The following is a 25,146-nucleotide window of genomic DNA, read 5'->3' as shown; positions in this document are numbered from 1 at the left end:
TCGGATTTCCCCTGATCGGTCAATTGCGTTAGAACCAGTTCAGACATGACAAGAGAGGTGACCCATGCCACACCCATCCGAGATGAATGCCATCTATGCGCCAGAGCCCGGTGGCCCTGACAATCTGCAAATGGTTCAACGCCCCGTCCCAACCCCGAAGGATGATCAGGTTCTGATCAAGGTGAAAGCCGCAGGCGTCAACCGCCCCGACTGCATCCAGCGCGCCGGCAATTACCCGCCTCCCAAAGGAGCATCCGACATTCTCGGGCTGGAAGTTTCCGGCGACATTGTTGCCGTTGGCAAGGATGTCTCTGAATGGTCCGTTGGCGACAAGGTAACAGCACTGGTCTCCGGTGGTGGCTATGCGGACTACTGCCTCGCCCATCAAGGCAGCGTCTTCCCTGTGCCTGAAGGCTGGAGCTATCTTGAGGCAGCCGCCCTGCCGGAAACCTTTATCACGGTCTGGCACAATGTGTTCCAGCGTGGCGCCCTGCAGCCCGGCGAAAGCCTGCTGGTGCATGGTGGGTCATCAGGCATCGGCATCACCGCCATCCAGCTTGCCAAGGCTTTCGGTGCCAAGGTGGCCGTGACTGCCGGCAACAAGGAAAAATGCGACGCCTGCCTGGAGCAGGGTGCCGACTTCGCCATCAATTACCGTGATCAGGACTTTGTCAAAGAGATCAAGGACTGGACCGAGAAGAAAGGCGTCAATGTCATCCTCGACATGGTGGGCGGTGACTATATCTCGAAAAACTATGTCATTGCTGCAGAAGATGGACGCATCGTTTCCATCGCCTTCCTGCAAGGGGGCATCGCCGAGGCCGACTTCCGTCGCCTGATGATGAAGCGCCTGACCCATACCGGCTCCACTCTGCGCGCCCGCTCCGACGCCATCAAGGCTGCCATCGTCAGTGAGTTGAAAGCCAAGGTCTGGCCTTTGCTGGCAAGCGGCGACATCAAGCCTGTCATCTACAAGACCTTCCCGATGAAGGAAGCCGCAGCCGCCCATCACCTGATGGAAAGCTCCGCCCATATCGGCAAAATCATGCTCGATCTGTCCGGCGAATAGACCCGGCTGATCCTTAACAGCCAGAAACAAATGCGCCCGCCGCGCCCCGATTTTTCAGGTTCAACCGCGGCGGGATTGCAAATAGACGACTATTCGTCCTTTCCCTTAAATCTCTGTTCACCTCAATGACAGGAAGCGGCCTATTCTGCGACCACAAGTGGCTTTGTGAAAGGAATTGGTAACGCTGCCGCGGTTCAATTGGCCAAAGACGACCAATGTCCGGACCACCTGATGCAGGGGCCCGGCGCTTGGCCGTTGTCGCGCCTTTGTGCCCGCTCCTCTAGCGCCGCACATCAGACGCCACGCATTGCTGCTTGAACAGGGGACTGCCAGAACCATGCTTGCTTCATCTTTGCTGCGCTTAGCCAGAAACAAAGCCAGACGCCTTCAGCGCTCTGCACCGTTTCAAACCGGCCGCTCTTTCGCCAAAGACGAAAGCGGTGCCATTGCCATCATTTTTGCCCTGACGCTCATCCCGATCCTGTTGCTGATCGGTGTGGCGATTGACTATTCCCGGATCGCTCTGGATCGATCCGAAGTTCAGACGGCCCTCGATGCGGCGACGCTGGCGGCGGTGAAGAAAGTCGGGATCCTGAATGATTCCGAAATCCGCAGCATGATCGGCGCCTATGTTGTCGCCAACACACCAAACAGCATCAAGACCAACATTGATGTCGTCGAGATCAAGCGCAACCCCAATGCCTTGCGCGTTCAGGCAAGCGGCGAGACCAAAACCACCTTCATGCTGCTTGCGGACGTGGAAAAAGCCGATTTCAAGGCTGACAGCAGCGCTGTGGCCTCGGACAAGAGCATCGAAGTGTCCCTCGTGCTTGATAATTCGGGCTCGATGGGTGGTTCGCGCCTGTGGGCACTCAAGAATGCGGCCAAGGAATTGGTCACGATCCTTGAGGAAAATCAGCAGAATAGCGAAGATCTGAGCATTGGCATCGTGCCGTTCAACCATCTCGTGCGACTGGATTCCAACGACACCAGCCGCAGCTGGCTGGACAAGGACGCCTCGGCGTCAATCCATCGCAACAACTTGCCGCCAAAATCGAAGCGCTTTGATCTGTTCAGCATCCTCAAAGACCCATACACCTACAAAGCGGAAGAATGGGAAGGCTGTGTTGAAGCGCGCAAGCATCCGCAGGACATCAAGGACACCGCAGCCTCAAGCGGCAATCCAGAAACCTTTTTCCAGCCCTTCTTCTATCCAGACACCCGCGAGCCGAACAACCGTTATGACAACAGCTATAACGATTATCTGCCAAAGAATGACTATCCAAGCGGCATGACATGGACCCAGAAGAAAAAATATGGCTGGTATTACAAGCAAAAATTCTCCAAGGGCCGCGGCCCCAACTATAGCTGCTATGTCCAGCGCATTCTGCCGTTGACAACCAACATGAACACCGTGCGCTCTCACATCAATTCCCTGAGCGCCAACGGCAACACCAACATCCATCTGGGCACCATCTGGGGTCTGCGCCTTCTGTCCCAGCAAGCGCCTTACAGCCAGGGCAAAAGTTATGATGATGACGAGAATGTCAAATTCATGATCGTCATGTCGGACGGGGCCAACACCTATGGTGGCTATCAGGCCTATGGCTGGGCAGCAGACGGGCGTATTTCCGGCTCGGGCAGCACCACCAGCGAGATGAACAAACGGACGCTGGAAGCCTGCACCGCAGCCAAAGACAAAGAGGTCATTGTCTATACCATTGCCTATGGCAATATCGGCTCGTCCACAACCAAGATGCTGCGCGACTGCGCCACCTTGCCGGAAAATGCCTTCACGCCACAAAGCACCTCCGATATGATCAACGTCTTCAAGGAGATCGCAGCGGCTCTGAACGTCATCCGTCTGACCGACTGATTGGACCCCTGCACCGAAACACATGATTTTCGGTCACGATTTCAAAAAGATAACACAAAATGGCCGGAGTGGGACTGCCCCACATCCGGCCGTTGTCATATCTGATCCATCCACCGTTCATCTGCCGTGCCTGCCCCCCAACACAATCGGCTTCAACGCCGCCGCATATCGGTGCTATAATGGCGCTTACAGGGAGAGAATCGGGACGATTTCCGAAGAAAAACCAGCGCAAAAGCCTGCTCTGGACCTTTTCTTGTTTGCGCCGGGAGGACAATCCAAGTATAGTCGCGCCATTCCCTGTCAATTTCAAAGAATCTTGAGAGGCTGATCTGAAGAGAATTCAGGTCCAGCAACAATGAGGATGTACCATGTCGAATGCACCACTGATGCCGAAAGCAACCGCAGTTTGGCTGGTCGATAACACAGCCCTGTCTTTCGATCAGATCGCTGCTTTCTGCAAGCTGCACCCGCTGGAAGTCAAAGCGATTGCCGATGGCGAAGCCGCACAGGGCATCAAGGGTATGGATCCGGTAATTTCCGGCCAGCTGACCCGTGAAGAAATCGAGCGCGCCCAGAACAACCCGACCTACCGGATCAAACTGGCCGCGCCAAAAGTTGTCGTGCCAGAACCAAAGCGCCGTGGCCCACGCTATACACCGGTCTCCAAGCGTCAGGACCGTCCGAACGCCATTCTCTGGCTCGTGCGCAACCATCCTGAGCTCAAGGACGCCCAGATCGTTCGTCTCGTTGGCACCACCAAGCCAACCATTGAGGCGATCCGCAGCCGTACCCACTGGAACAGCGCCCAACTGACTCCGATGGATCCGGTCACTTTGGGCATCTGCAAACAGCTCGACCTTGATATGGAAGTGCGCAAGTCCGCCGCTGATGCGCCAGCCCGTCCGGAAAGCCTTGAAGAGCAGACCCTGTTGTCCACCGAGGAAACGGTCAATCCAGCCGATCCGTTCGGCAATTTCAAGGCAACAGAAAGCAAGCCCGAAGAAGAAGACAAGATCCCGGATGCTGCTTCCGTCTTTGCCAATTTCCAGCCGTCCGAGAAGAAGGACGACGAAGACGACGATTACTAGGATATGGCCTGCCCGAGGCAAGCGCCATACGCCGGGGCAACCATCATCAAGATATAAAAAAGGCCGGACAGCAGTCCGGCCTTTTTGGTTTCACCTCTCACTCAGAGGTTAAATGCCATGCTCACGCAAAGCCGCCTCGATCTCGTTCAGAATGGCGGGATCGTCAATGGTCGCAGGCATTTTATATTCTTCATGATCCGCAATGGCGCGCATGGTGCCACGCAGGATCTTGCCCGAACGGGTCTTAGGCAAACGATCAACGGTGACAGCGATCTTGAAGGCAGCAACCGGGCCGATTTTCTCGCGTACCAGCCCGATCAGCTCCTTCTCGATGTCCATCGGCGCGCGATCAACACCTGACTTCAACACCACGAAGCCGGCAGGCAACTGGCCTTTCAGCTTGTCGGCAATACCAATCACCGCGCATTCGGCGACATCCGGATGGGCTGCCAGCACTTCTTCCATCGCCCCGGTCGACAGACGGTGACCGGCCACGTTGATAATGTCATCGGTGCGCGACATGATATAGAGATAGCCATTGTCGTCCATATAGCCCGCATCCCCGGTCTGATAGTAGCCCGGAAATTCATCGAGGTAGCTGGACTGGAACCGCGTGTCATTCTGCCACAACCCCGGCAGGTTGCCCGGTGGCATCGGTAGCTTGATGACGATGTTGCCCATCTCGTTGGCCGCAACCGGATGGCCGTCAGCCCCGACAATCTGCACATCATAGCCCGGCATGGAAACCGTCGGAGATCCATGCACCACCGGCAGCAGCTCAATGCCAACCGGATTGGCGGCAATCGCCCAACCGGTTTCGGTCTGCCACCAATGGTCGATCACAGGCACTTTGAGCATATCCTCGGCCCATTGCACCGTATCGGGATCGGCACGCTCCCCGGCAAGGAACAAGGTGCGGAGCTTGGAAAGATCATATTTCTTGATGAAGTCGCCCTTCGGATCTTCCTTCTTGATCGCCCGAAAAGCCGTCGGCGCAGTGAAGAGAGCCACCACATCATGCTCTTCAATCACCCGCCAGAAGGTGCCTGCATCAGGGGTGCCAACCGGCTTGCCTTCGAACAGCAAAGTGGTCGCACCATAAACCAGCGGCCCATAGACAATGTAGGAATGGCCCACGACCCACCCCACATCCGAAGCGGCCCAATAAACCTCACCCGGCTTGACGCCATAGAGATATTCCATGCTCCAGGCCAGAGCCACCATATGGCCGCCATTGTCACGCACAACGCCCTTTGGCTGACCGGTGGTGCCGGAGGTATAGAGGATGTAAAGCGGGTCGGTCGCTGCCACCGGCATGCAAGGAACCTCTGTGCCCGCCTCCAAAGCCGCCGCGACGGCACTGGCATAATCCACATCGCGCCCGTCAATCAGATCACAAACCAACTGTTCACGCTGGAAGACAATGCAGCTGTCGGGTTTGTGTTCGGCCAACTCGATCGCTTCGTCAAGCAATGGCTTATAGGCGATGGTCCGGTTCGGCTCGATGCCACAGGAGGCTGAAATGATTGCCGTGGGCTTGGCGTCATTCAGGCGGGTTGCCAGCTCATTGGCCGCAAAGCCACCAAACACCACCGAATGAATAGCCCCGATGCGGGCGCAGGCCAGCATGGCAAACGCGGCTTGCGGGATCATTGGCATATAGATGATGACCCGGTCGCCTTTGGCAACGCCGCGATCCTTCAGCACGGCGGCCAGCGCCTGCACCTGATCTTTGACCTCGGCGAAGCTGTAGCTTGCCTTGGTGCCGGTGATTGGGCTGTCATAGATGATCGCAGTGTCCGCCCCGCGCCCGGCTTCCACATGACGATCCACCGCATTGTAGCAGGTGTTGCATTCCGCTCCGGCAAACCAGCGTCCATATACACCACTGTCGGGATCAAAGATCTTTTCCGCTGGCTTGAACCAGTCGATCTTCTCCGCAGCCTTGGCCCAGAACCCTTCCGGGTCCTGCTTCCACCCTTTATACACGTCGCTATATTTCACGCTCATCAAAGCCTCCCAGCGATTGAACCTTTGGCGCTATGAATAACGTCCGCCTTTGCGACGGTCTATCGGGCAAAAGTAGGGATAGCGTCTGTTTTTCTTGACCTTTTCGGGCGATTTCTTGAAATTTTCGCTGTATTCCGAAGAAAAAAGGGTCCATAAGACCAGAAAATTTAGACTAAAGCTTTAGCGCAAATCCACCTTCCTGCCGATGCATGCCTCCCTCACGCCCTGCACTTTCCGTCATCTTGTTCTTTTCGAATAAGTACAACCACTTATACACCAAAGAAACCAAGCAATGATTGCCGATCCAACCTTCTATTATCTCGCCGTGCCAGCCATTCTCATCACCGGCATCGCCAAGGGGGGATTTTGCAGCCCACTTGGCATGCTCAGCGTGCCGATCGCCGCTCTGGTGATTGATCCGGTGACGGCAGCGGCGATCATGCTGCCGATTCTGGTCAGCATGGATCTGATCGGATTGGTGGTTTATCGTGGCAAGGCCAACCGGCATATCCTGACCCATATGCTGCCCTTTGCCATTTGCGGTGTCGGGCTTGGCTGGCTGCTGGCTGACAAAATGAATGAAGAGGTGATCCGCCTTGCACTGGGGCTTGTCGCTCTTGGCTTTGTGCTGAACTATTTCTTTTTGGCGCGCCAACCAAAAGACGGCAAACCGGGCGGCACTGTGTCCGCTGCCATTTGGGGCACGCTGACGGGCTTTACCAGTTTCATTGCCCATGCGGGCAATCCGCCCTATCAGATCTATGCCTTGCCGATGCGTCTGCCGCCGATCCAGTTCGCCGCGACCATGGTCTATTTTTTCGCCATCACCAATCTGGTCAAACTGATCCCCTATTTCGCCCTTGGTCAGTTCAGCCGCGAAAATCTCACGACCACACTCACCTTGCTGCCACTGGCCCCTATCGGGGTGGGAATCGGCGTCCTGCTGGTCCGTGCCCTCGATCAGAATCTCTTCTACAAGCTGGCCTATGGCGCAATGCTGCTTGTCTCGATCAAGCTTTGCTATGATGGGGTCCTGTCCCTGTTCTAGGCGCCGGACGCCCTTGTGCCAAAGCCCCGATTCCATCAACAGGCCCGCTTTCAAGTCGAATTTCCAATTGAATAAAACCGTATCCTTCGCTTTGATAAAGGAAAGCACGTAACATGCGAGGACAGGAGTCGACCCCTGTCCGACTGAAGCGACAATGGGAGGGCCAAGTCCACCACCCGTTCGGCGTTCAGTCACAAACATAGCAGCTCACATTGGCTGGCAGCAGGGACTAGAGACATTGGCCTGCATATCAGGACGACAAACAGGGAGGCGATCATGACGAACAATCCATTCTCGCAGCATCTGGACAAGATGCCTGCCAATTATGTGCCGCTCTCCCCGATCACCTTCCTCGAACGCGCCGCAACCACCCACCCCGATCATACGGCCTGGGTCTATGGCAGCGACCGCACAAATTATGCCGATTTTTATCGCCGCTGCCGCCAGCTCGGTTCGGCCTTGATGCACCGTGGTCTGCGCGCTGGTGATGTTGTTTCAATCATGCTGCCCAACGTCCCCTCGATGCTCGAGCTGCATTATGCGGTGCCGATGTTTGGCGGTGTCATTCACACCATCAACACCCGTCTTGATGCAGCCATCATCGCCTTCCAGCTCGAACATGCTCAAAGCAAGGTGGTGGTGATCGACACCGAATTTGCCGATGTGATGAAGGAAGCGATTGAACTGGCAGGTGTTGACCCGATCATCGTTCAATATGAAGATCCACAGCATCCCCAGCAGGGCCTCTATCTGGGCGAGTTGGAATATGAAAATCTGATCACCGAAGGCAATCCCAATTTCAAATGGCCCGGTGTTCAGGATGAATGGGACGCGATTGCACTGAATTACACCTCTGGCACCACCGGTGACCCCAAGGGCGTGGTCTATCACCATCGCGGCGCCTATCTGATGGGCTATGCCAACATCATCTCCGCCGGTCTCGCCAAACATCCGGTCTATCTCTGGACCCTGCCGATGTTCCACTGCAACGGCTGGTGCTTCCCATGGTCCATTTCAGTGGTTGCAGGCACCCATATTTGCCTCCGCTCGGTGCGCGCCAAACCGATCTATGATGCCATCGCCGAGGAAGGCGTCACCCATCTGTGTGGTGCGCCGATCGTCATGTCGACTTTGTTGAACGCTCCGGCCCATGAAAAGCGCGACCTGCCGCACAAGGTGGACTTCATCACAGCCGCTGCGCCACCGCCCGAGTCCGTGCTGGCGGGCATGGCCGAGGCTGGCTTTGCGGTCACCCATGTCTACGGCCTGACCGAAACCTACGGCCCTTCGGTGGTCAATGAATGGAAGCCGGAGTGGGACGATATGAACCCGGCAGATCAGGCCAGAAAGAAAGCCCGACAGGGGGTGCGCTATCCGGCCTTAGAAGGCCTTGCGGTCCTCAATCCCAACACGATGGAGCCTGTCCCCTCGGACGGCGAAACCATCGGTGAGGTGATGTTCCGCGGCAACATCGTCATGAAGGGCTATTTCAAGAATGAGGGTGCCACCAATCAGGCTTTCTATGATGACTGGTTCCATTCCGGAGATCTCGCCGTGATGCACCCGGACGGCTATATCCAGCTGCGCGACCGCTCCAAAGACATCATCATTTCCGGTGGCGAAAATATTTCATCCATCGAGGTGGAAGATGCCCTCTATAAACATCCCGCAGTGGAAGCCGCCGCAGTCGTGGCTCGTCCCGATGATAAGTGGGGCGAAACGCCGTGCGCCTTTGTCGAGCTGAGCGAAGGGCATGAGGCGAGCGAGGGCGAGCTGATCGAGTGGTGTCGGGAACATCTGGCCCACTTCAAAGCGCCGAAAACCATCATTTTCGAGGAACTGCCGCGCACCTCAACCGGTAAAATCCAGAAATTCCGCCTGCGCAGCAAGGCCAAACATCTATGATGCGGTATGGCATGGCCCACATCTGTGGGCTTTGCCCCGAAATCAGCCCGCAAGGAAATCAGGCAACAAAAAAGCCGCGGGCACTTTCCGCGGCTTCAACATTCAAACTGAGCGACAGGGTCAGCTAGCAGCTTTCAACTGTTCGATTTCATCGCGCATTTGCAGCTTTTTGCGCTTCATATCGGCGAGGTCAAGGTCGTCAATGGAAGGATGGGTAAATGCTTGTTCAATTTCCTTATCCAGTTCGTCATGCTTGCGTTGCAGCTCCTGGATACGTGCATCTAACGACATATAAGTCCTCCATAGGTTCGATTGAGACATGGTAATTGTGACATAGATGTTACAGCCTGTCGACTGAAATCGGGCCTGAATAGGCTGTCTTTTTGCATCTTTTGAAGGGCTTGCAATTGGACAGTTAAAACACTCTGAACAGAATCAAGGCCTTGCAAAAAAGGTCCCGATAATGTATTGAATTTACAACCATTTATTAGATCGGCCCAACTATTATGACCCCTGAAAAAGAACAAGAAATTCGCGCCGCTCTAGCGCTGCTGAAAACAGAACATTCCGATCTAGATCTAGCCATTCAGGCATTGGAGGAGCGCCCCGGCGGCAACGCCCTGCCCATCCAGCGCATGAAAAAGAAAAAGCTGTCTTTGAAGGACGACATCCAGCGTCTTGAGAATATGCTGTTTCCCGATATTATCGCCTGATCCGGACACAACCATGTCCAGAACGATGCCCAGAGCCCTACCCAGAACCATACCCTGTGACGCCATTTCGGCAGCAATGCCAGCCTGATCGCGCACAACTTGCAGCTTGTCCCACACGCCAAGTTGGCTATACTCCGCGCTTTCTAAGGCCCACAGAAGTCGGGCAGACACATTATTGAGGTCTGCAAGAAGGATCTGACCATGTCGAACGCCGGAACCAACGCCGCATCCCCTGTCGCCATCATCATGGGCAGTCAATCCGATTGGCCCACTATGCGCAACGCCGCTGAGATTCTCGACGCCCTCGGTGTGGGCTATGAGGCCAAGATCATTTCGGCCCACCGCACGCCCGACCGCATGGCCGACTTTGCCAAGTCAGCCAAGAAAGACGGCTTCAAGGTCATCATCGCAGGGGCTGGTGGCGCAGCCCATTTGCCCGGCATGACGGCGTCCATGACACCCCTGCCAGTCCTTGGCGTACCGGTCCAGTCTCGCGCTTTGAGCGGACAGGATTCCCTGCTCTCCATCGTTCAGATGCCAGCGGGCATTCCGGTTGGTACGCTGGCCATTGGCCGGGCGGGCGCAGTCAATGCGGGCCTGATGGCCGCCGCCATTCTGGCGACCACCGACGATGCACTGGCCGAGCGCCTTGACGCCTGGCGTCAGGCCCAGTCCGACGCCATCGCACTGGAACCTGTCGACGAAGACGCATGAGATTCAAACCAAACCGAAACGGCAATAAACAATAAGAGGCACATATGCTGCAACCGGGTGATACAATCGGCATTCTGGGGGGCGGTCAGCTTGGCCGAATGATGGCGCTTGCCGCCAGCAAAATTGGCCTCAAGACCCACATCTATTGCCCGGACCCCAACAGCCCGGCCTTTGACGTGACTGCCTTTCACACCTGTGCCGATTATGAGGACGAAGCCGCCCTTGAGGCCTTCGCCAAGTCGGTCAAACGGGTGACCTACGAATTCGAGAACATCCCGGCCCCGACCGTCGAGTTCCTCAAGTCCCGCCTCCCCGTCCTGCCCGGCGACAATGTGCTGCGCACCTCTCAAGACCGTTTGATTGAGAAAACCTTCTTTAATGACATAGGCATTCCGACCGCCGGTTACCACGATGTGGCCAGCCAGCAGGATCTGGAAGCGGGCGTAAAGGCCCTTGGCCTGCCAGCACTCTTGAAAACCCGCCGCTTCGGCTATGATGGCAAGGGACAGGTTTTCCTGAAGAGCGAAGAGGATGTCAGAACGGCTCTTGATATTATCGGCAACCAACCGGCGATTCTTGAAGCCTTCGTGCCATTCGAGCGGGAAATCTCGGTCATTGCCGCCCGCAATGAGCAGGGCCAGATTGTTTCCTACGATATTGCCGAGAATGTCCATCAGAATCAGATCCTCCACACCACCACGGTGCCAGCAGCCATCAGCGATTCTATCGCAGCTGAGGCCAGAGCCATTGGTGAGAAGGTTGCCGACAAGCTGAATTATGTTGGCGTGCTGGCGGTGGAGCTGTTTTTGCTGCCCGAAGGGCATGACCAGCGGCTCGTCGCCAATGAAATGGCACCACGGGTTCACAATTCCGGCCACTGGACCGAAAGCGCCTGCCTTGTTTCGCAGTTTGAACAGCATATCCGCGCCGTTGCGGGCTGGCCTCTTGGCACCACCAAACGCCACAGCAACTGCGTCATGACCAATCTGATTGGTGACGATATCCATGCACAACAAAGCCATCTTTCCGAACCTTCAACCGCCTTCCATTCCTACGGCAAATCGGAGACCCGGGATGGCCGCAAGATGGGTCATATCAACGTGATTTCCCCGATTGATGCCGCTTGAAAGGCAACTTTTTAGCAGTTTTTCGTCAAAACCGGCCCCTTGGATATAGACAAGCCACTGCCGGTCTGATAGAACGCCCCAAAGTTTCGGTCGCTGCCAAGGCGGTGGCCGATTTTTTTTCGAAAATCCAGACATCACGAACTTAAGGATTGACGCGTGCAGGTACTCGTCCGCGATAACAATGTTGATCAAGCCTTGAAGGCGCTGAAAAAGAAACTCCAGCGCGAAGGCGTGTTCCGTGAAATGAAAATGCGGAACTTCTATGAAAAACCTTCTGAGAAGAAGGCCAGAGAAAAGGCTGAAGCCATTCGTCGTGCCCGTAAGCTGGCTCGCAAGCGTCTTCAGCGCGAAGGTCTGATTCCTTCCAAAGGCCGTGGTCGCTAAGGATCGTGTCGCCTCAGGCCGCCTTTAAATGCGGCCCGTAACAGGCTGACCCTCCGATAGCTAGACCATACCACTTTGCGCCCTTCACAGCATGACTCCGTCCCGCTTCGGGATGATGCATTGCTTTGTGCGATGCATGTCGGCTCGGGCGCAGAGACAGCCTTTCTCCAAGGCTAGACAATGTGACTCTGTGTCAAAGTTCGCTGATGTTGGTCAGGTCCCGAAATCCGGGGCCTGATAACATCTGTTTGCGTTCACTTATGTCTTGACACATCCGTGCAAATGGCCGCATTGAAAGCGAAGCCGTTTGACATAGGAATGGATATGCACGCATTTATGCGTTGCACCATGCCACACATATCCGGCTGACAAATTTTGGCCAGTTTATTCTGTCAAAAGGTGAAATTCACAGTCAAAAGCGCCCGAATGGCGCGCCGGAACGTCCGACGGGGTTTGTCAATATGGTTCGCATCTGCCACTTCAAGCAGCTTTTCCTGATCGCAGGTCTTTCATTGGGTTTGGCAGCATGCCAGACCACTGGCTTGGAGACGGGTCAGGATTTTGACCGCAATGCAGGGGCAGCCGACAACATCGCCTCCCTCAATCAGGTGATTGCCGAAAATCCGTCCGACGCCAATGCCTACAATATTCGCGGCACCGCCTATGGACGCTCGCGTCAGTTTGATTTGGCCTTGCAGGATTACAGTCGTGCCATTTCGCTCAATCCCAACTTCCATCAGGCCTATGCCAACCGTGCGCTGGTCTACAAGAAGATGGGCGATCTATCCTCTGCACTGGCCGACTATAACCGCGCCATCGCACTGGTCCCGACCTATGACGTGGCCCTCATTGGGCGCGGTGACATCTATCGCCAGAATGGCGACGCCAACCGCTCGATTTCCGATTACAATCAGGCAATCGCTGCCCAGACCCGTGACCCGCGCGCCTATTATCATCGCGGCCTGATCTTCCAGCAGCAGCGCAACCATTCCCAGGCCATCGAAGACTTTACCTTTGCCCTCAGCCTGGATGCCTCCAACCCGGAAGCCTTCAACTCCCGTGGCATTTCCTATCTGGTGCAAAATGACATCAAGGGTGCCCTTGGCGATTTCTCGAATGCCGTCAAGATCGACCGCGACAATTATCGCGCCTGGACCAATCAGGGCATCGCGCTGGAAAAGGTCGGCAACTATTCCAAAGCGTTTGATTCCTATTCCCGTGCCCGGATCATCAATCCCAATTACAGCCCGGCAACCAACGGCATGAATCGCACCCGCAAGCTACGGTCCCAAAGCAAAGCTTGATCAAGCGGACAGGAAACAGAACAGAGACAAAAAAAGCGTGCCTTTCGGGCGCGCTTTTTGTTTTGGCTTGACTGAAAACCTGCTGGCTTACAGCAGGAAAATGGCCATAAAAGCGACCACCAGAAGACAGCCAATGGTGCCATACTGGAAAAGGGCAATGAACAGATCATAGGTCTTTTCATGCTCTTCATAATCCATAACCGGATTGAGTTCTTTGCTCATGGGTCCCTCCTCATACCGCCCGGGGCGGCTAAGCATTTTCTCTGCGACAACATAGCGCAGCAGAAAAGGAATGGCAATCCGTCCTCCCGCCATCCCCGCCAGAAGTCGAAAGGCTCATGCCTCAGCGCCAAAGCTAGGGTCAATGTCCCCCGGCGCAGCAGGCAAAAGGCGTCGTGCCGCCAACACCCGGTCCTGACTGAAATCCTCGATCTGTTGGTTAAACATCTCATAGAAGTTCAGCTCGGCACCAAGATGCAGAAACACCCCGCCAAGACCGATGGCGGCCCGATCCATGAAGACAAATTCCCGTGGCACCGTCACAGGACCAAGGCGCTTGAATTCCTGATGCACCTTGAAGGCCTGCTTGCGGCCATATTCGGCCGGACTGACCCCGTCAGCGATCGTGCGCACCCGATCATCAAGCAACGGACCGTAAATGAACCGCGCCCAGACATTGAGCGCATCAACCAGCTCGTTGCTCAGATTGGAAAAACCCCAGCATTCATAGGCATGAACGATCTGGTCACGATCATCCTTGCCAAGCCCGTGATACAGATCCACCACCCCTTGCACAAAACGCGGTGAGAAGATGCGAACGCAGCCATAGTCAAACAGATTGATCCCGGCAACCCGACCATCCTCTTCAAAGGCGGTGTAGTTGCCCAGATGCGGATCCCCGTGAATCACCCCATGATGGGCGAACGGGTACCACCAGGCATGAAACATGACACGGGTCAGGAAGTTACGGTCTTCCTGCGAATGCTGCTTGTAGTCCAGCAGCTTGCGGCCATGCAGCCAGTCCATCGTCAACAGACGCGGACTGGACAGATCGTCATAGAGGCGCGGCACCCGCACCCTCGGCTCATCCTTGAAAATCGTGCGATAGACATGCATGTGCCAGGCCTCGCGCACATAGTCGAGTTCTTCGCGCACCCGTTCGGCAATTTCCTTGGCGATCTCGCTGGTATCAATTGCACTTTGCATGCTGCGATGCACGGCAAAGACCATTTTCAGCTGCTTGAGATCGGCTTCCACCGCCGAGGCCATATCGGGATATTGCAGTTTGCAAGCAAGCTCGATGCCATCATGATGAAAGGCCCGATGCACCTGCCCCAATGAGGCGGCAGCAGAGGGCTCATGCTTAAAGGAGGCAAAGCGCGTGCGCCAGGCCGGTCCCAACTCGGATCGCATCCGCCGCTTGGTGAAGGCCCAGCCCATTGGCGGCGCATCCGACTGCAATTGTGCCAGCTCTGCTGCATATTCAGGTGGCAAAACATCCGGCACCGTGGCCAGCATTTGCGCCACTTTCATCAAGGGCCCCTTAAGTGTCCCCATGACCCTGGCAAGGTCAGCGGCTTCGCGCTGGATATCGCTGTCTCCACGGCCAAACAATCGCGATGTGGCCGCGCGCGCGACAAATCCCCCCATTCCTGTATTGACCTGCGCATAACGTTTCACCCGACGGCCAAACCGGTTGGCATCGTTGTAAGCGTCATCATGTATGTCATCTGGCCCGTCATCGCGCGGACCATCCGTCGCCGGAAGGGCGACGGAGGATTGGGACAGTTCGGGTGTCTTCTGATCGGCCATTACAGTCACTTTCCTGCCAGTCACACCCTGTCGGGGCAAAGAGAGGTTCAGGCCTCTTCCAGAGCTTCCAGCTCGTCAATCAGCGCCTCGACAACCGAGAGGCCTTTTGACCAGAAGTCCGGATCCTTTGCATCAAGCCCGAATGGTGCGAGCAATTCTGAATGGTGCTTGGTGCCGCCTGCGCTCAGCATGTCGAAATATTTCTGGACAAAGCTCTCGTCGCTATCCTGATAGACAGAATAGAGCGAGTTGACCAGACAATCCCCGAAGGCATAGGCATAGACATAGAAGGGGGAATGGATGAAATGCGGAATATAGGCCCAGAAGGTCTCATATCCCTCACCCAGCCGCACCGATGGCCCCAAGCTGTCTGCTTGTACGCTCATCCAGAGTTCGCAGATCTGGTCAGCGGTCAATTCTCCTTCAGCGCGGGCCGAATGCAGCTTGCGCTCGAACAGATAAAAGGCAATCTGGCGCACCACCGTGTTGAGCATATCCTCGACCTTGCCGGCAATCATGGCCCGACGTTCGGCCACATCCTTGGTCTTGGCCAGCAAGGAGCGGAAGGTCAGCATTTCACCAAACACGCTGGCCGTCTCGGCCAAGGTCAACGGCGTTGGTGCCATCAAGGCACCCTGCCCGGCAGCCAGCACCTGATGCACCCCATGGCCCAGCTCGTGGGCCAGTGTCATCACGTCGCGTGGCTTGCCCATATAATTGAGCAGAACATAGGGGTGTGCGCTCGGAACGGTCGGATGGGCAAAGGCCCCCGGCGACTTGCCTTCGCGTACCGGAGCGTCGATCCAGTTTTTGTCAAAGAACTGACCGGAAATCTCTGCCATTTTCGGCGAAAAGCCCGCATAGGCATCCTGAACGATGGCCTTGGCTTCCGGCCATTCGATCGTCTTGGTTGGCACGGCAGGCAGCGGCGCATTGCGGTCCCAATGCTCAAGAGCATCCTTGCCAAACCACTTGGCCTTCAGCGCATAATAACGATGCGACAGGCGCGGATAAGCCTCCTGCACGGCATCCACCAGAGCGTCCACAACTTCGCGCTCGACCCGATTGGCAAGATGGCGGCTGTCAGCCACATCCTCAAAGCCGCGCCAACTGTCAGAAATGCTCTTGTCCTTGGCCAGCACGTTGGAAATCAGCGAGAAGGTCGACAGATTGGCCTTGAAGGTCTTGGCCAGTGCATCGGACGCCGCTTTGCGTTTGGCTTCGTCCGCATCGGTCAACAGATTGAGCGTTTGCTCGATGGCCAGCTCTTTTGTGCCGTCGGCCAACTCGACCGAGAAGCGCAAGCCTGCCATGGTTTCGTCAAACAGACGATTCCACGCCATCGCACCGGTGACCGACTTCTCATAGAACAGTTTCTCCAACTGATCTTCCAGCTGGTACGGCTTTTCCTTGCGCAGATCATCCAGCCACGGCTTGTAGTGGCCAAGCAAGGCACTTTCTGCCACAACCTGATCCAGAACCGCGTCTTCGATGCGGTTCAGCTCCAGTTCGAAAAACAGCAATTGGGTTGAGATCGTTGTGATCCGCTCCTGCACATCGCCGTAAAACTTCGCCCGCACCGGATCGACGGTGTTGCCGGTATAAGTGAGGCCAGCAAAACTGATCAGGCGCCCCATCCGGTCCTGAATTTTCTCATAGCGCTGTAAGGCTTCCCCCAGCGCATCGCCCCCCTTGTCCGCCAGCAAAGCCGCCAGCTTGCCCTGATAGTCGGCTGCAAATGCTGCCACCTCTTCCTTGCACTGGCTAAAATCCTGTTCCAGCGCCGGATCATCAACCCCTTTATAGAGGTCGTCCAGATTCCATTCTGGCAGCCCCTCAAGGCTGGCACTTCCCTGTTCGGCCGCAGCAGCAGTCAAAGGTGAATGAAGAAAAGAAGGATAAAGAAGGGCAGTGGTCATGAAACAGCTTTCCAGCGATAAGAGAAAGAACAAATCCCCGGACGCGCGCTCGGATAGCGACGGCGTCACGCGGGCATTATAACAAAGATAGGCAATCTTCCGGACGGATCCAATGCCCTGACGTCAAAAGTAGGCACACAAGCTGACTTTGCCCAGACGGACGGGTCGGAAAGTCTGTTCCGGCGCCCCGCTATGCACATAATTTTTTCCACCAATCAGGCCGGAAATTAATGAAGCTTTAACCGATGCAGGGGATCTTGGTTCAAAATGAAACAAGGCTGAACCAACCCGCACACAAGCAACCCGGCCCCTACATGAGCGAAAAAATCCTGATCGTTGATGACGATCCCGTCCAGCGCCGACTGCTGGAAGCCATCGTTGAGAAGAGCGGCTTCAAGGCCGTCAGTGCCGAACATGGAGAACAGGCACTGGCGATTCTCGAACAGAATCCCGCCAGCTATTTCGACCTGATCATTCTTGATCTCGTCATGCCCAACCTTGACGGCATGGGCGTGTTGCAAGCGTTGCAGAAAACCGACATCAAAGCCCCGATCATCGTCCAGACCGCTCATGCGGGCATCGACACGGCCGTCAATGCCATGCGCGCTGGTGCATTCGATTTCGTCATCAAGCCGGTGGCCCCGGAACGTCTGCAAGTCGCCATGCGCAATGCCTTGAAGGTCAACGCGCTTGAAGAGGAAATCACCCGCATCCGCTCGCGCAGTCAAGGGACGCTCAGTTTCAAGACCATCATCGCCTCGAGCGAACCCATGGGCCGGGTGATCAATCTGGGCAAGCGGGGCGCAAAATCCAACATTCCGATTCTGATTGAAGGGGAATCCGGGGTCGGCAAGGAATTGATCGCCAAGGCCATCCAGCATGCCTCCGACCGCTCTTCCAAACCCTTTGTCACGGTCAATTGCGGCGCAATTCCCGACAATCTGGTCGAGAGCATCCTGTTCGGCCATGAAAAAGGGGCCTTCACCGGGGCGGCGGAAAAACATGTCGGCAAGTTCGTTGAAGCCAACGGCGGCACGCTGTTTCTTGACGAGGTCGGCGAACTGCCGCTCGAAACCCAGGTCAAATTGCTGCGTGCCTTGCAAGAAGGCGAGATTGACCCGGTCGGCGCGACCAAGCCGGTCAAAGTGGATTTCCGTCTGATCTCGGCCACCAACAAGGATCTGATCCAGCTGGTCAAGGATGGCAAATTCCGCGAGGATCTCTATTACCGTCTCAATGTCTTCCCCATCCGCGTTCCCCCCTTGCGGGACCGCAAGGATGACATCCCAGCCTTGGCGCGGAATTTCCTCACCCGCTTTGCTGCCGAAGAAGGCCGCAAGAGCCTTGCCACCATCACGTCCGATGCCCTGTCCCTGCTTGAAAGCTATGATTGGCCGGGCAACATCCGCCAGTTGGAAAACACCGTCTTCAGGGCTGTGGTCCTGTGCGACGGAGACCAGTTGACGGTTGAAGAATTCCCCCAGATCGCCAGTCAGGTCAGCGCCTTCAGCGACACGGTTGTACGCGCACGCGCTCCCCGTCCTGAAGATCTGGCCCGAATGGCCCCATCCGCAGATGTTCCGGACCAGACGCCTGAAAGGGTGCCCCCGGATACAACATCCATACCCTCCCCACCCGAGGCATCCCACCCCTCGGCCATGAGCGGACAGGAAGCAGATCCGGACAGTGACGCCCTGCGGCAAGACCCATGGGGATTTCTGCGTCTGCTTGATGAATATGGCAACATCCGCGCGTTGGCCGAGCTGGAGGCGGAAATCATCGATCGCGCCCTCAAGCATCATGATCACCGGATGTCCGATGTGGCGCGCCGCCTCGGCATTGGCCGCTCAACGCTCTATCGCAAGCTCAAGGAATATGGACTGGATCAGGACGAAGCTGAGTCGGACGAACCGACAAAACCCGGCGCTCGGGCCTCCTGACCGTGATATCTAGGTGACACCACAGATAGGAAGACGATCCTGATCCAATTTTTGGATTGCAATGGATCGCGAAAATCAGCTTTGATTCTCTGAACTGATTTGCAAAGATTCGCGGACCGAAGGTCGTGAAAAGGGGAACGCAAGGACATGCCTAAAATGTACACTGCCATGATGGCGATAACGATCGCAGCAGCGGGCAGCGCATTGTGTTTGAACCCCTCTGTTGCCGCCGAAGCGGGTGCCTCCAGCATCGAAGCCTCTGGTCAGATGTCTGCGAACCATGGCCCGTTGCGCCTGCTTGATGTCCAGCCGTCCGCCGGTTTCGAACAGGAAATCGCCAACCGCATCCAGATCAACACCATCCTGACCGCCCTGCGCCAGACCGACACCGGCATTGATCAGCAACGCGATCAGGACCTGTTCGACGCAGTGGCCGCCAAAATCGACGCCATTCCGCGCACCAAGGACTTCCTTGAAAAACGCGACAATGCAGCGCTCGTGGCCTTTTATGAAACCCGCAATTTCCAAACCGCTTGGTTTGACAATGGCGAGTGGACCGATCACGCCCGCAAGCTTGTATTCGCTCTGTCGCGCGCCGACCGGGACGGTCTCGACCCGGCGGATTATCAGACCCCGTCCCTCGCCCTGTCGCGTCAGGCAGGCAGCGCGAACGAGGATATTGCCCAGGCTGACATTGCCCTGTCGCTGGCACTGACCCGCTATACCCGTCACGCCTATGCCGGACGCATCGATCCGCGCAGCTTCCCGAAAAAGGCTGTGACGATCAAGCCGCACTATCCGGATTCGATTGCCGCGCTTGACAAGATCCTCGTCTCCAGCGCCCCCGTCGAAACCCTGCGCAGCTACAATCCGCAGCATCAGGGCTTCCTTGCCCTGCGCAAGGAATATAACCGCCTGCGCTTTGCCGGCAAGAAAGACCAGACGCCCCCTGTCCCAAGCGGCAAGAGCCTCAAGGTCGGTATGAGCGATGAACGCGTGCCGCTGATCTGGCGCAAGCTTGGTGAGACCGCTCCGTCGGACAATCCAACGCTATATAGCGAAGCGCTGGCCGGAAAAATCGAGACCTATCAGGCCAAACATGGTCTGATCGCGGATGGCATTGTCGGCAATGCCACCCTGCGTGTGATGAATGATGACCGCAAGGAACTGATCAGCGACCTGATCGCCAATCTCGAGCGCTGGCGCTGGCTGCCCCGCGATCTGGGTGACTTCCATGTGATGGTCAACATTCCAACTTTCCATGTGCAGGTGGTTGAACAGGACAAGGCAATCCACGAAACCCGCGTCGTGGTTGGCAAGTCCCAGCACAAGACCCCGATATTCTCTGATCAGATGGAATATCTGGTGGTCAATCCATACTGGAATGTCCCGCGCTCCATCGCTTCGAACGAATTGCTGCCTAAGATCAAGTCCGACCCTTCGGCCTTTTTCTCCAAGACCAACTATCAGGTCCTGGCAAGTGTGAAGGGCCGCACCCAGATTATCGATCCATCAAAACTTGACTGGGAAAAGGTCGATGCCACTCAGGTGCGCCTGCGTCAAATGCCCGGCACCCGTAACGCCCTTGGCAACATCAAGTTCATGTTCCCCAACCAGCATGCGGTCTATCTGCATGACACGCCATCCCGCAGCCTGTTCAATCGCGACTATCGCGCCTTCAGTCATGGCTGTGTTCGAGTGCACGAACCGATGGAATTTGCCGAAGTGATCCTTTCGCGGACCAAGGGCTGGAACGCGGCACGCGTCAAGAAGATGATCGGCGGCAACGAGCGCCGGGTTAATCTGGCGAACAAGATCCCGGTCCATCTGGCCTATTTCACCACCTGGATGTCCGATGACGGTGTGTTGCAGGTTCGGTCCGACATTTACGGCCACAATGAAAGGACCAAGAAAGCCCTTGGCCTTTGATTAACCCTGACTGCGCTCAGGTAAAGCATATGAACCGATAGCTGGGGATGGATAGACCAATATCCGTCCCTTGCCATTTTTCGTCCCAATTTTCCGATCAACTTGCCGTGAACCGATTATTTGACCTCTCAAACGGGGTTGAGTGATGCATTTTGCGTGGCTCTTTGACCTTCATTAACCAAATGCCAAGCATAATGCACACAAAGTAAGAAGACTTACCTGCAATCCTTGGCCGGCAAGGCATGCAGATTCACTTTGGTAAGCACCGCTCCCGCTGCTCTGACCGCGGAGCGAAACTGTGCGTATGTCAGCCCGAGCTGACGGATGATTGGACAACCTGTGGCCAGACACAAAGTCTTTCTGTCCCGTTTGATGCCTTTAATGCGCCCCCTTCTGTCAGCATCTGCGACATGGGTGGTGTCACGCATCCATCTTCAGACAGCATTCCTGCTTTCCCTTCTGATGGTGCCCTTGATGGCTCCGACCATGGCACAGGCCGCCTCCCGTTCGCTGACCCTGCACAACACCCATACCAAAGAAACCCAGACCATCACCTTCAAGCGCAATGGTCGCTATGATCCCGAAGGGCTGCGCCAGATGAACCGCTTCCTGCGTGACTGGCGTCGCAACGAAAGCACCCAGATGGATCCGGTGCTGTTTGATCTGATCTGGAATGTCTACAAGGAAACCGGGGCAAAAAAGCCGATTCACGTGGTGTCTGGCTATCGGTCCCCGGCCACCAACAACATGCTGCGCAGGCGCAGCCGAGGCGTTGCCAAGAATAGCCGTCACACCAAGGGGCAGGCGATGGATTTCTACCTGCCCGGCGTGCCAATCAGCAAAATCCGTAGGGCTGGCCTCCGATTGCAGGCCGGTGGGGTTGGATATTATCCCACGTCGCGCTCGCCCTTTGTCCATATTGATACTGGCAATGTCCGTCACTGGCCCCGCATGACACGCAAACAGCTGGCGCGGGTCTTTCCCGATGGCAACACGGTTCATGTACCGACCGATGGTCGCCCCTTGAAGGGCTACAAGAAAGCCAAAGTGCAGGTTGCAGCCCGCAAGGCTGAAATGATCCGCACCACCCGTTCTGCCCGTCGCTACAGCCAGGTGGCCAAAGCAGCACCGGCTCGGCCACGCAGCCCCGATCCCGTGCGCGTCGCCAGCAACAAACCTGTCGCGTCGCAAGGCGAAGGCACCCTTCTTGGCAGACTGCTCAATCGCGGCCCGAAAGCCCCGCCAAAGCCAACATTTGAAACTGTGAATGCACCTGGCACAGCGACAACAACAGAATTTCCAACACAACTGGCCTCGCTACCCAAGCGTCCCGACGGACGGGAAGAGACCCGCGCACCGGGCAGTCTTGTGGCCACTCGCAGCGCTCAGCTCACCGTCTCGTCCAATATCGATGCAGATGACATCATCGCAGCAGCCGAAGCCTCCGACGCCAAGCTCCGAGCCGCAGAGACCACCAACCCTGACGAACAAGCTGCGCCGCCGATCCTCTTCAGGTCCTTGCCGCGCGCGCGCCCTGCCGACCAGAGAAGCAGCTCCTTCCAGTTGGCCAGCGCCAACCCGGAGCCGAAACCACTGCCTATTCAGGTCGCGTCAGCTGATCAGACCGCACCTGACGACAGTGCTGTCGGCAGCATAGGAACTTCGCCGGTTCTCCAGCAATTGGCCAACGCACCACAAGTGACCCAGACAAGGCAGGCTCCGCAACCAGCCAGGACGGAACCTGCTGCTGATGCCTCCCAAGTGGCGTCTGCCGCGGCCCCTGATCCAGCAAATGTTGCAGCGCATGTTGCAGCGAAACAGCCTGAGCGGGTCGAACTCGCCGCTCTGCCTCATGCCCGCGCACCAATCACGGCCTCTCAGCAGGACGCCAAAAGCGTGCTCAACCAGCTGACCGGCGCAGCCGAACAGAGCAATGAAGCCTCCATCGTTCGGGCCGCCTACGCTTCGGCAAGCACCACCGGTCTGCCGACGGCTGCCCCGCGCACGCGTCTCATCGCCCAACCGGATAATAGTGCGTCAGATCTGGCATCCCTGCCACGCAAGGCCGAACGCCAACAGCTGGCGAGCCTGCCGTCCAATCTGAAGGAACGCATCGGTGTGCCACGCGACATGATGGCCAAACTGCCGCGCCGCGCCGACCGAGCCCCATTGCAAGCCCCTGCGGCCCGCAACGTGCCCCCGCGCGCCAAGCGAACCTCAGATGCAGATGCTTCGCATCTGACAAAACTGACTTTCGCCTATGGTCCATCTGGCATGGCGCACTTTGCCCATATGAAGCAATCGACCCGCACGGCGACCTTTGCCCGCCTGTCCCGTCCGATCCCGGCCAATCTCCGTGCCTTGGTCAGCAAACCATCAAGCATCGTCGATCAGACCTTCAGCAGACTTCCCGGCCAGATGCCACAGGATGCCCGCTTCAGTGGACGGGCCATCGCACGCCTGTCGATCAGAAGCTTCCGGTAAGAGCGTAACCGCGTCCTGCCCATGGCGACAATCAAGGCCCAACGGTGCGCCCTTGGGCACACGCCCCTGACATGAGCTGCTGTGCAGGAGCCTCCCCCTCTCAATTGAAACTGGAACTAGAACTGGAACTGGAACTGGAACTGGAACTGGCGGCGCGAAGGATCAGTGGCGCAAGCGCAATCCCACTTCGATTTTGTTGGCAGAAAAATCCGCCCCGGCTTCATTGCTGTTGCGCTGTTCACGACCGACACGGGCAATCAACTGAACCGAACGATTGAAGGCATATTCGGCGCCAAAGGTGGCATCGAATACCCAATCCTTGCGCCCCGACCCGCGATAATCTTCATGAGATATGGAACTGTCAAGCGACAGGGTCAGGTTGCGCCGCACCGCATAGTCGGCTTCGAGCGACAGGGTCCGGGTCGCCACGCTGGTCGCAGCAGTTGAACTGGAGGTCAGGCTGGTCTCCAGCCCACCCTTGAGGGTCCACAAAGCATTGGGGGACCAGTTGACGCTAGCGTCGGCAAACAGGATCGTATCGCGCCCCAGAGAAGCCCTGTCCGGATCCCAGAGCATCACCCCGCCGGATACTTCACCCGACAGTTTCTCGCGATCTGTAACGGCCACCCCGACCGCGCCACGCAGGCTATAGCCATCAAGGCTGCTATCGCGCTGGTCGTAGCGTTTGCGGGCGACTTCCACATCAACAAATGGCAGAATCTGATCCGTCACCTGATAACCGACACGTCCGCCAGCCTTGTAGCTCCGATAATCGCGACTGGCATCCTCGTCAAACCGTTCGCGATCAAACGCGCCACGCAATTGCAGTTTGAGCGGGCCAGCCCCCTGATCAAGACTCGCCGTCAAACCGTAGGCCGTTTCGATTGATGCTGTGCCGCCCGATGCAGCCAGATCCGGATTGTTCGCCTCTTCCTTACTGCGCTCCATCCGGGCGCCGAGTGCCAGCTTGGTCTGGTCGGCCAGATCGAGGGTCAGATCCGCATTGGCGGAAAGCTCGTTGTCAGGCTTGCGGTTCGGAGACTGGTAGCTTTCAAACACACCCATTGCCCCCAGGGTCAACGCATGGCGCTGCCAGAGAGATTGCGCGGTCACCTCCAAGGCCACCCGCCCGATGCCCCCTTTGGTTCCCACCGCCGCATTATCGATATTGTCTGTGCCTTCGGCAAACAGCGTGAGCGACGGATAAAGCAGGAAAGAGCCCGCTTTCACCCCGACCGCATCATAGGCATCGCTGTCTCGGCTGCCTCGCACGGTCTTTCCCTGCTGTTTCTCGAAAGGGGGGACTGGACGCTGCTGCGGCAGGGCACGGCTTGCTGGCTGGATCGGATAGGTCACCCGACCTCGGGTTGCTGCAATCGATCCGGTGGTCGCCGGTGCAGATTGTGGTGCGGCATTGGACACAATGCCATCCGCGCTGCGCAAGGGTGGCGTCGAGGATGCGGAAAACAGCGATTGCTGCACGCTTTGCTGCCCTGTTTGCGGCCACAGGCTTGCATTGGCGCTTTGCGGCACCTGAGCACCGCTTTGCTCGACCTCTTGCGCATCAGCGCCCGTCGACAGCATCACCATCAGCGGCAAGATCACCACAGATGCACCGGCCAAGATGGGGCGGGTCAGAGATGTCGATGTCAACAGCAACCGCATGCGAAACTAGCCTTGCAGAAATTCGGTAAAGCCGCGCTCCACCCCAAACCTGCCAGCCACGCATCCCCTCTGACGAGAGCGGTGAAAGCGGACTTCAGGCACAGTTATTCCTTTCCAGAAAGTAAACACTTTTGGTTAACAACTCCTTTCCCCTCCCCC

General features: G+C 56.7%; 19 protein-coding genes. 13 read left to right on the top strand and 6 right to left on the bottom strand.

The window, feature by feature from the left end; translation table 11 throughout:
- The first annotated feature begins 64 nt into the window (after positions 1–64).
- The 3 genes from DSD30_RS14965 (at position 65) to DSD30_RS14955 (ending at position 4,033) form a co-directional block, all read left to right on the top strand.
- Entirely contained in the window at positions 65–1,069 is a 1,005-nt protein-coding gene (locus DSD30_RS14965) for an NAD(P)H-quinone oxidoreductase (protein ID WP_114010536.1), read from the top strand.
- A 337-nt stretch (positions 1,070–1,406) separates the two neighbouring features.
- Entirely contained in the window at positions 1,407–2,945 is a 1,539-nt protein-coding gene (locus tag DSD30_RS14960; protein WP_157967726.1) for a vWA domain-containing protein, read from the top strand.
- Between the two features lie 368 nt (positions 2,946–3,313).
- On the top strand, positions 3,314–4,033 hold the full coding sequence (locus DSD30_RS14955; RefSeq protein ID WP_114010534.1) for a DUF1013 domain-containing protein: 720 nt from the start codon (positions 3,314–3,316) through the stop codon (positions 4,031–4,033).
- Positions 4,034–4,141: 108 nt separating this feature from the next.
- Here the strand turns inward: DSD30_RS14955 and DSD30_RS14950 are convergent, their stop codons facing one another.
- The gene (locus DSD30_RS14950; RefSeq protein ID WP_114010533.1) at positions 4,142–6,043 is read right to left on the bottom strand and encodes a propionyl-CoA synthetase; all 1,902 of its coding nucleotides are present in this window, start codon (positions 6,041–6,043) and stop codon (positions 4,142–4,144) included.
- A gap of 292 nt (positions 6,044–6,335) precedes the next feature.
- Between DSD30_RS14950 and DSD30_RS14945 the strand changes: the two genes are divergently transcribed.
- Both DSD30_RS14945 and DSD30_RS14940 read left to right on the top strand, forming a co-directional pair.
- Positions 6,336–7,091: a sulfite exporter TauE/SafE family protein gene (locus DSD30_RS14945; RefSeq protein ID WP_114010532.1), complete on the top strand. Its 756-nt coding sequence runs from the start codon at positions 6,336–6,338 to the stop codon at positions 7,089–7,091.
- Between the two features lie 276 nt (positions 7,092–7,367).
- Entirely contained in the window at positions 7,368–8,996 is a 1,629-nt protein-coding gene (locus DSD30_RS14940) for an acyl-CoA synthetase (RefSeq protein WP_114010531.1), read from the top strand.
- A gap of 120 nt (positions 8,997–9,116) precedes the next feature.
- Here the strand turns inward: DSD30_RS14940 and DSD30_RS14935 are convergent, their stop codons facing one another.
- A complete protein-coding gene (locus DSD30_RS14935) occupies positions 9,117–9,287 on the bottom strand; it encodes a YdcH family protein (protein WP_114010530.1) in 171 nt (56 codons plus the stop codon).
- Positions 9,288–9,502: 215 nt separating this feature from the next.
- Between DSD30_RS14935 and DSD30_RS14930 the strand changes: the two genes are divergently transcribed.
- The 5 genes from DSD30_RS14930 to DSD30_RS14910 all read left to right on the top strand — a co-directional run bounded on the left by DSD30_RS14930 (position 9,503) and on the right by DSD30_RS14910 (position 13,238).
- Positions 9,503–9,709 carry a YdcH family protein gene (locus DSD30_RS14930; protein ID WP_114010529.1) on the top strand — a complete coding sequence of 69 codons (207 nt, stop codon included), beginning with the start codon at positions 9,503–9,505 and terminating at the stop codon, positions 9,707–9,709.
- A gap of 201 nt (positions 9,710–9,910) precedes the next feature.
- Complete coding sequence (gene purE / locus DSD30_RS14925; RefSeq protein ID WP_114010528.1) at positions 9,911–10,423, top strand: 5-(carboxyamino)imidazole ribonucleotide mutase; 513 nt, start codon at positions 9,911–9,913, stop codon at positions 10,421–10,423.
- A 44-nt stretch (positions 10,424–10,467) separates the two neighbouring features.
- A complete protein-coding gene (locus tag DSD30_RS14920; RefSeq protein WP_114010527.1) occupies positions 10,468–11,550 on the top strand; it encodes a 5-(carboxyamino)imidazole ribonucleotide synthase in 1,083 nt (360 codons plus the stop codon).
- Positions 11,551–11,706: 156 nt separating this feature from the next.
- The gene (gene rpsU / locus DSD30_RS14915; protein WP_114010526.1) at positions 11,707–11,934 is read left to right on the top strand and encodes a 30S ribosomal protein S21; all 228 of its coding nucleotides are present in this window, start codon (positions 11,707–11,709) and stop codon (positions 11,932–11,934) included.
- Between the two features lie 461 nt (positions 11,935–12,395).
- Positions 12,396–13,238, top strand: coding sequence for a tetratricopeptide repeat protein (locus DSD30_RS14910; protein WP_157967725.1), 843 nt, complete (start codon positions 12,396–12,398; stop codon positions 13,236–13,238).
- Between the two features lie 87 nt (positions 13,239–13,325).
- On the opposite strand, the gene DSD30_RS14905 is transcribed toward DSD30_RS14910, so the two are convergent.
- From DSD30_RS14905 to DSD30_RS14895, 3 genes are all read right to left on the bottom strand, one after another.
- Positions 13,326–13,460: an aa3-type cytochrome c oxidase subunit IV gene (locus tag DSD30_RS14905; RefSeq protein WP_114010835.1), complete on the bottom strand. Its 135-nt coding sequence runs from the start codon at positions 13,458–13,460 to the stop codon at positions 13,326–13,328.
- 114 nt (positions 13,461–13,574) lie between these two features.
- Entirely contained in the window at positions 13,575–14,888 is a 1,314-nt protein-coding gene (locus DSD30_RS14900) for an ABC1 kinase family protein (protein ID WP_245418510.1), read from the bottom strand.
- A gap of 209 nt (positions 14,889–15,097) precedes the next feature.
- A complete protein-coding gene (locus tag DSD30_RS14895; RefSeq protein ID WP_114010523.1) occupies positions 15,098–16,969 on the bottom strand; it encodes a M3 family oligoendopeptidase in 1,872 nt (623 codons plus the stop codon).
- A 314-nt stretch (positions 16,970–17,283) separates the two neighbouring features.
- On the opposite strand from DSD30_RS14895, the gene DSD30_RS14890 reads away from it, so the two are divergent.
- The 3 genes from DSD30_RS14890 to mepK all read left to right on the top strand — a co-directional run bounded on the left by DSD30_RS14890 (position 17,284) and on the right by mepK (position 23,322).
- Positions 17,284–18,909 carry a sigma-54-dependent transcriptional regulator gene (locus DSD30_RS14890; RefSeq protein WP_114010834.1) on the top strand — a complete coding sequence of 542 codons (1,626 nt, stop codon included), beginning with the start codon at positions 17,284–17,286 and terminating at the stop codon, positions 18,907–18,909.
- A gap of 147 nt (positions 18,910–19,056) precedes the next feature.
- Complete coding sequence (locus DSD30_RS14885; RefSeq protein WP_114010522.1) at positions 19,057–20,838, top strand: L,D-transpeptidase family protein; 1,782 nt, start codon at positions 19,057–19,059, stop codon at positions 20,836–20,838.
- 462 nt (positions 20,839–21,300) lie between these two features.
- The gene (gene mepK, locus DSD30_RS14880; protein WP_425359471.1) at positions 21,301–23,322 is read left to right on the top strand and encodes a peptidoglycan L,D-endopeptidase MepK; all 2,022 of its coding nucleotides are present in this window, start codon (positions 21,301–21,303) and stop codon (positions 23,320–23,322) included.
- A gap of 162 nt (positions 23,323–23,484) precedes the next feature.
- Here mepK and DSD30_RS14875 read toward each other — a convergent pair whose 3' ends face one another.
- Complete coding sequence (locus DSD30_RS14875) at positions 23,485–24,987, bottom strand: outer membrane beta-barrel protein (protein ID WP_114010521.1); 1,503 nt, start codon at positions 24,985–24,987, stop codon at positions 23,485–23,487.
- Between the last annotated feature and the right edge of the window lie 159 nt (positions 24,988–25,146).

This window comes from Cohaesibacter intestini (assembly GCF_003324485.1).
Lineage (GTDB): Bacteria > Pseudomonadota > Alphaproteobacteria > Rhizobiales > Cohaesibacteraceae > Cohaesibacter > Cohaesibacter intestini.
This window is presented reverse-complemented; position numbering and strand designations above follow the sequence as displayed.

Excerpts from the sequence above, each read along its gene's own strand:
- DSD30_RS14950 (WP_114010533.1), bottom strand. The coding sequence starts at position 6,043 with ATGAGCGTGAAATATAGCGACGTGTATAAAGGGTGGAAGCAGGACCCG.
- mepK (WP_425359471.1), top strand. The coding sequence starts at position 21,301 with ATGGTGCCCTTGATGGCTCCGACCATGGCACAGGCCGCCTCCCGTTCG.
- DSD30_RS14920 (WP_114010527.1), top strand. The coding sequence starts at position 10,468 with ATGCTGCAACCGGGTGATACAATCGGCATTCTGGGGGGCGGTCAGCTT.
- DSD30_RS14875 (WP_114010521.1), bottom strand. The coding sequence starts at position 24,987 with ATGCGGTTGCTGTTGACATCGACATCTCTGACCCGCCCCATCTTGGCC.
- DSD30_RS14955 (WP_114010534.1), top strand. The coding sequence starts at position 3,314 with ATGTCGAATGCACCACTGATGCCGAAAGCAACCGCAGTTTGGCTGGTC.
- DSD30_RS14900 (WP_245418510.1), bottom strand. The coding sequence starts at position 14,888 with ATGGGGGGATTTGTCGCGCGCGCGGCCACATCGCGATTGTTTGGCCGT.
- DSD30_RS14945 (WP_114010532.1), top strand. The coding sequence starts at position 6,336 with ATGATTGCCGATCCAACCTTCTATTATCTCGCCGTGCCAGCCATTCTC.
- DSD30_RS14960 (WP_157967726.1), top strand. The coding sequence starts at position 1,407 with ATGCTTGCTTCATCTTTGCTGCGCTTAGCCAGAAACAAAGCCAGACGC.
- DSD30_RS14905 (WP_114010835.1), bottom strand. The coding sequence starts at position 13,460 with ATGAGCAAAGAACTCAATCCGGTTATGGATTATGAAGAGCATGAAAAG.
- DSD30_RS14930 (WP_114010529.1), top strand. The coding sequence starts at position 9,503 with ATGACCCCTGAAAAAGAACAAGAAATTCGCGCCGCTCTAGCGCTGCTG.
- DSD30_RS14885 (WP_114010522.1), top strand. The coding sequence starts at position 19,057 with ATGCCTAAAATGTACACTGCCATGATGGCGATAACGATCGCAGCAGCG.
- DSD30_RS14935 (WP_114010530.1), bottom strand. The coding sequence starts at position 9,287 with ATGTCGTTAGATGCACGTATCCAGGAGCTGCAACGCAAGCATGACGAA.
- DSD30_RS14910 (WP_157967725.1), top strand. The coding sequence starts at position 12,396 with ATGGTTCGCATCTGCCACTTCAAGCAGCTTTTCCTGATCGCAGGTCTT.
- DSD30_RS14895 (WP_114010523.1), bottom strand. The coding sequence starts at position 16,969 with ATGACCACTGCCCTTCTTTATCCTTCTTTTCTTCATTCACCTTTGACT.
- DSD30_RS14965 (WP_114010536.1), top strand. The coding sequence starts at position 65 with ATGCCACACCCATCCGAGATGAATGCCATCTATGCGCCAGAGCCCGGT.
- DSD30_RS14940 (WP_114010531.1), top strand. The coding sequence starts at position 7,368 with ATGACGAACAATCCATTCTCGCAGCATCTGGACAAGATGCCTGCCAAT.
- DSD30_RS14890 (WP_114010834.1), top strand. The coding sequence starts at position 17,284 with ATGAGCGAAAAAATCCTGATCGTTGATGACGATCCCGTCCAGCGCCGA.
- purE (WP_114010528.1), top strand. The coding sequence starts at position 9,911 with ATGTCGAACGCCGGAACCAACGCCGCATCCCCTGTCGCCATCATCATG.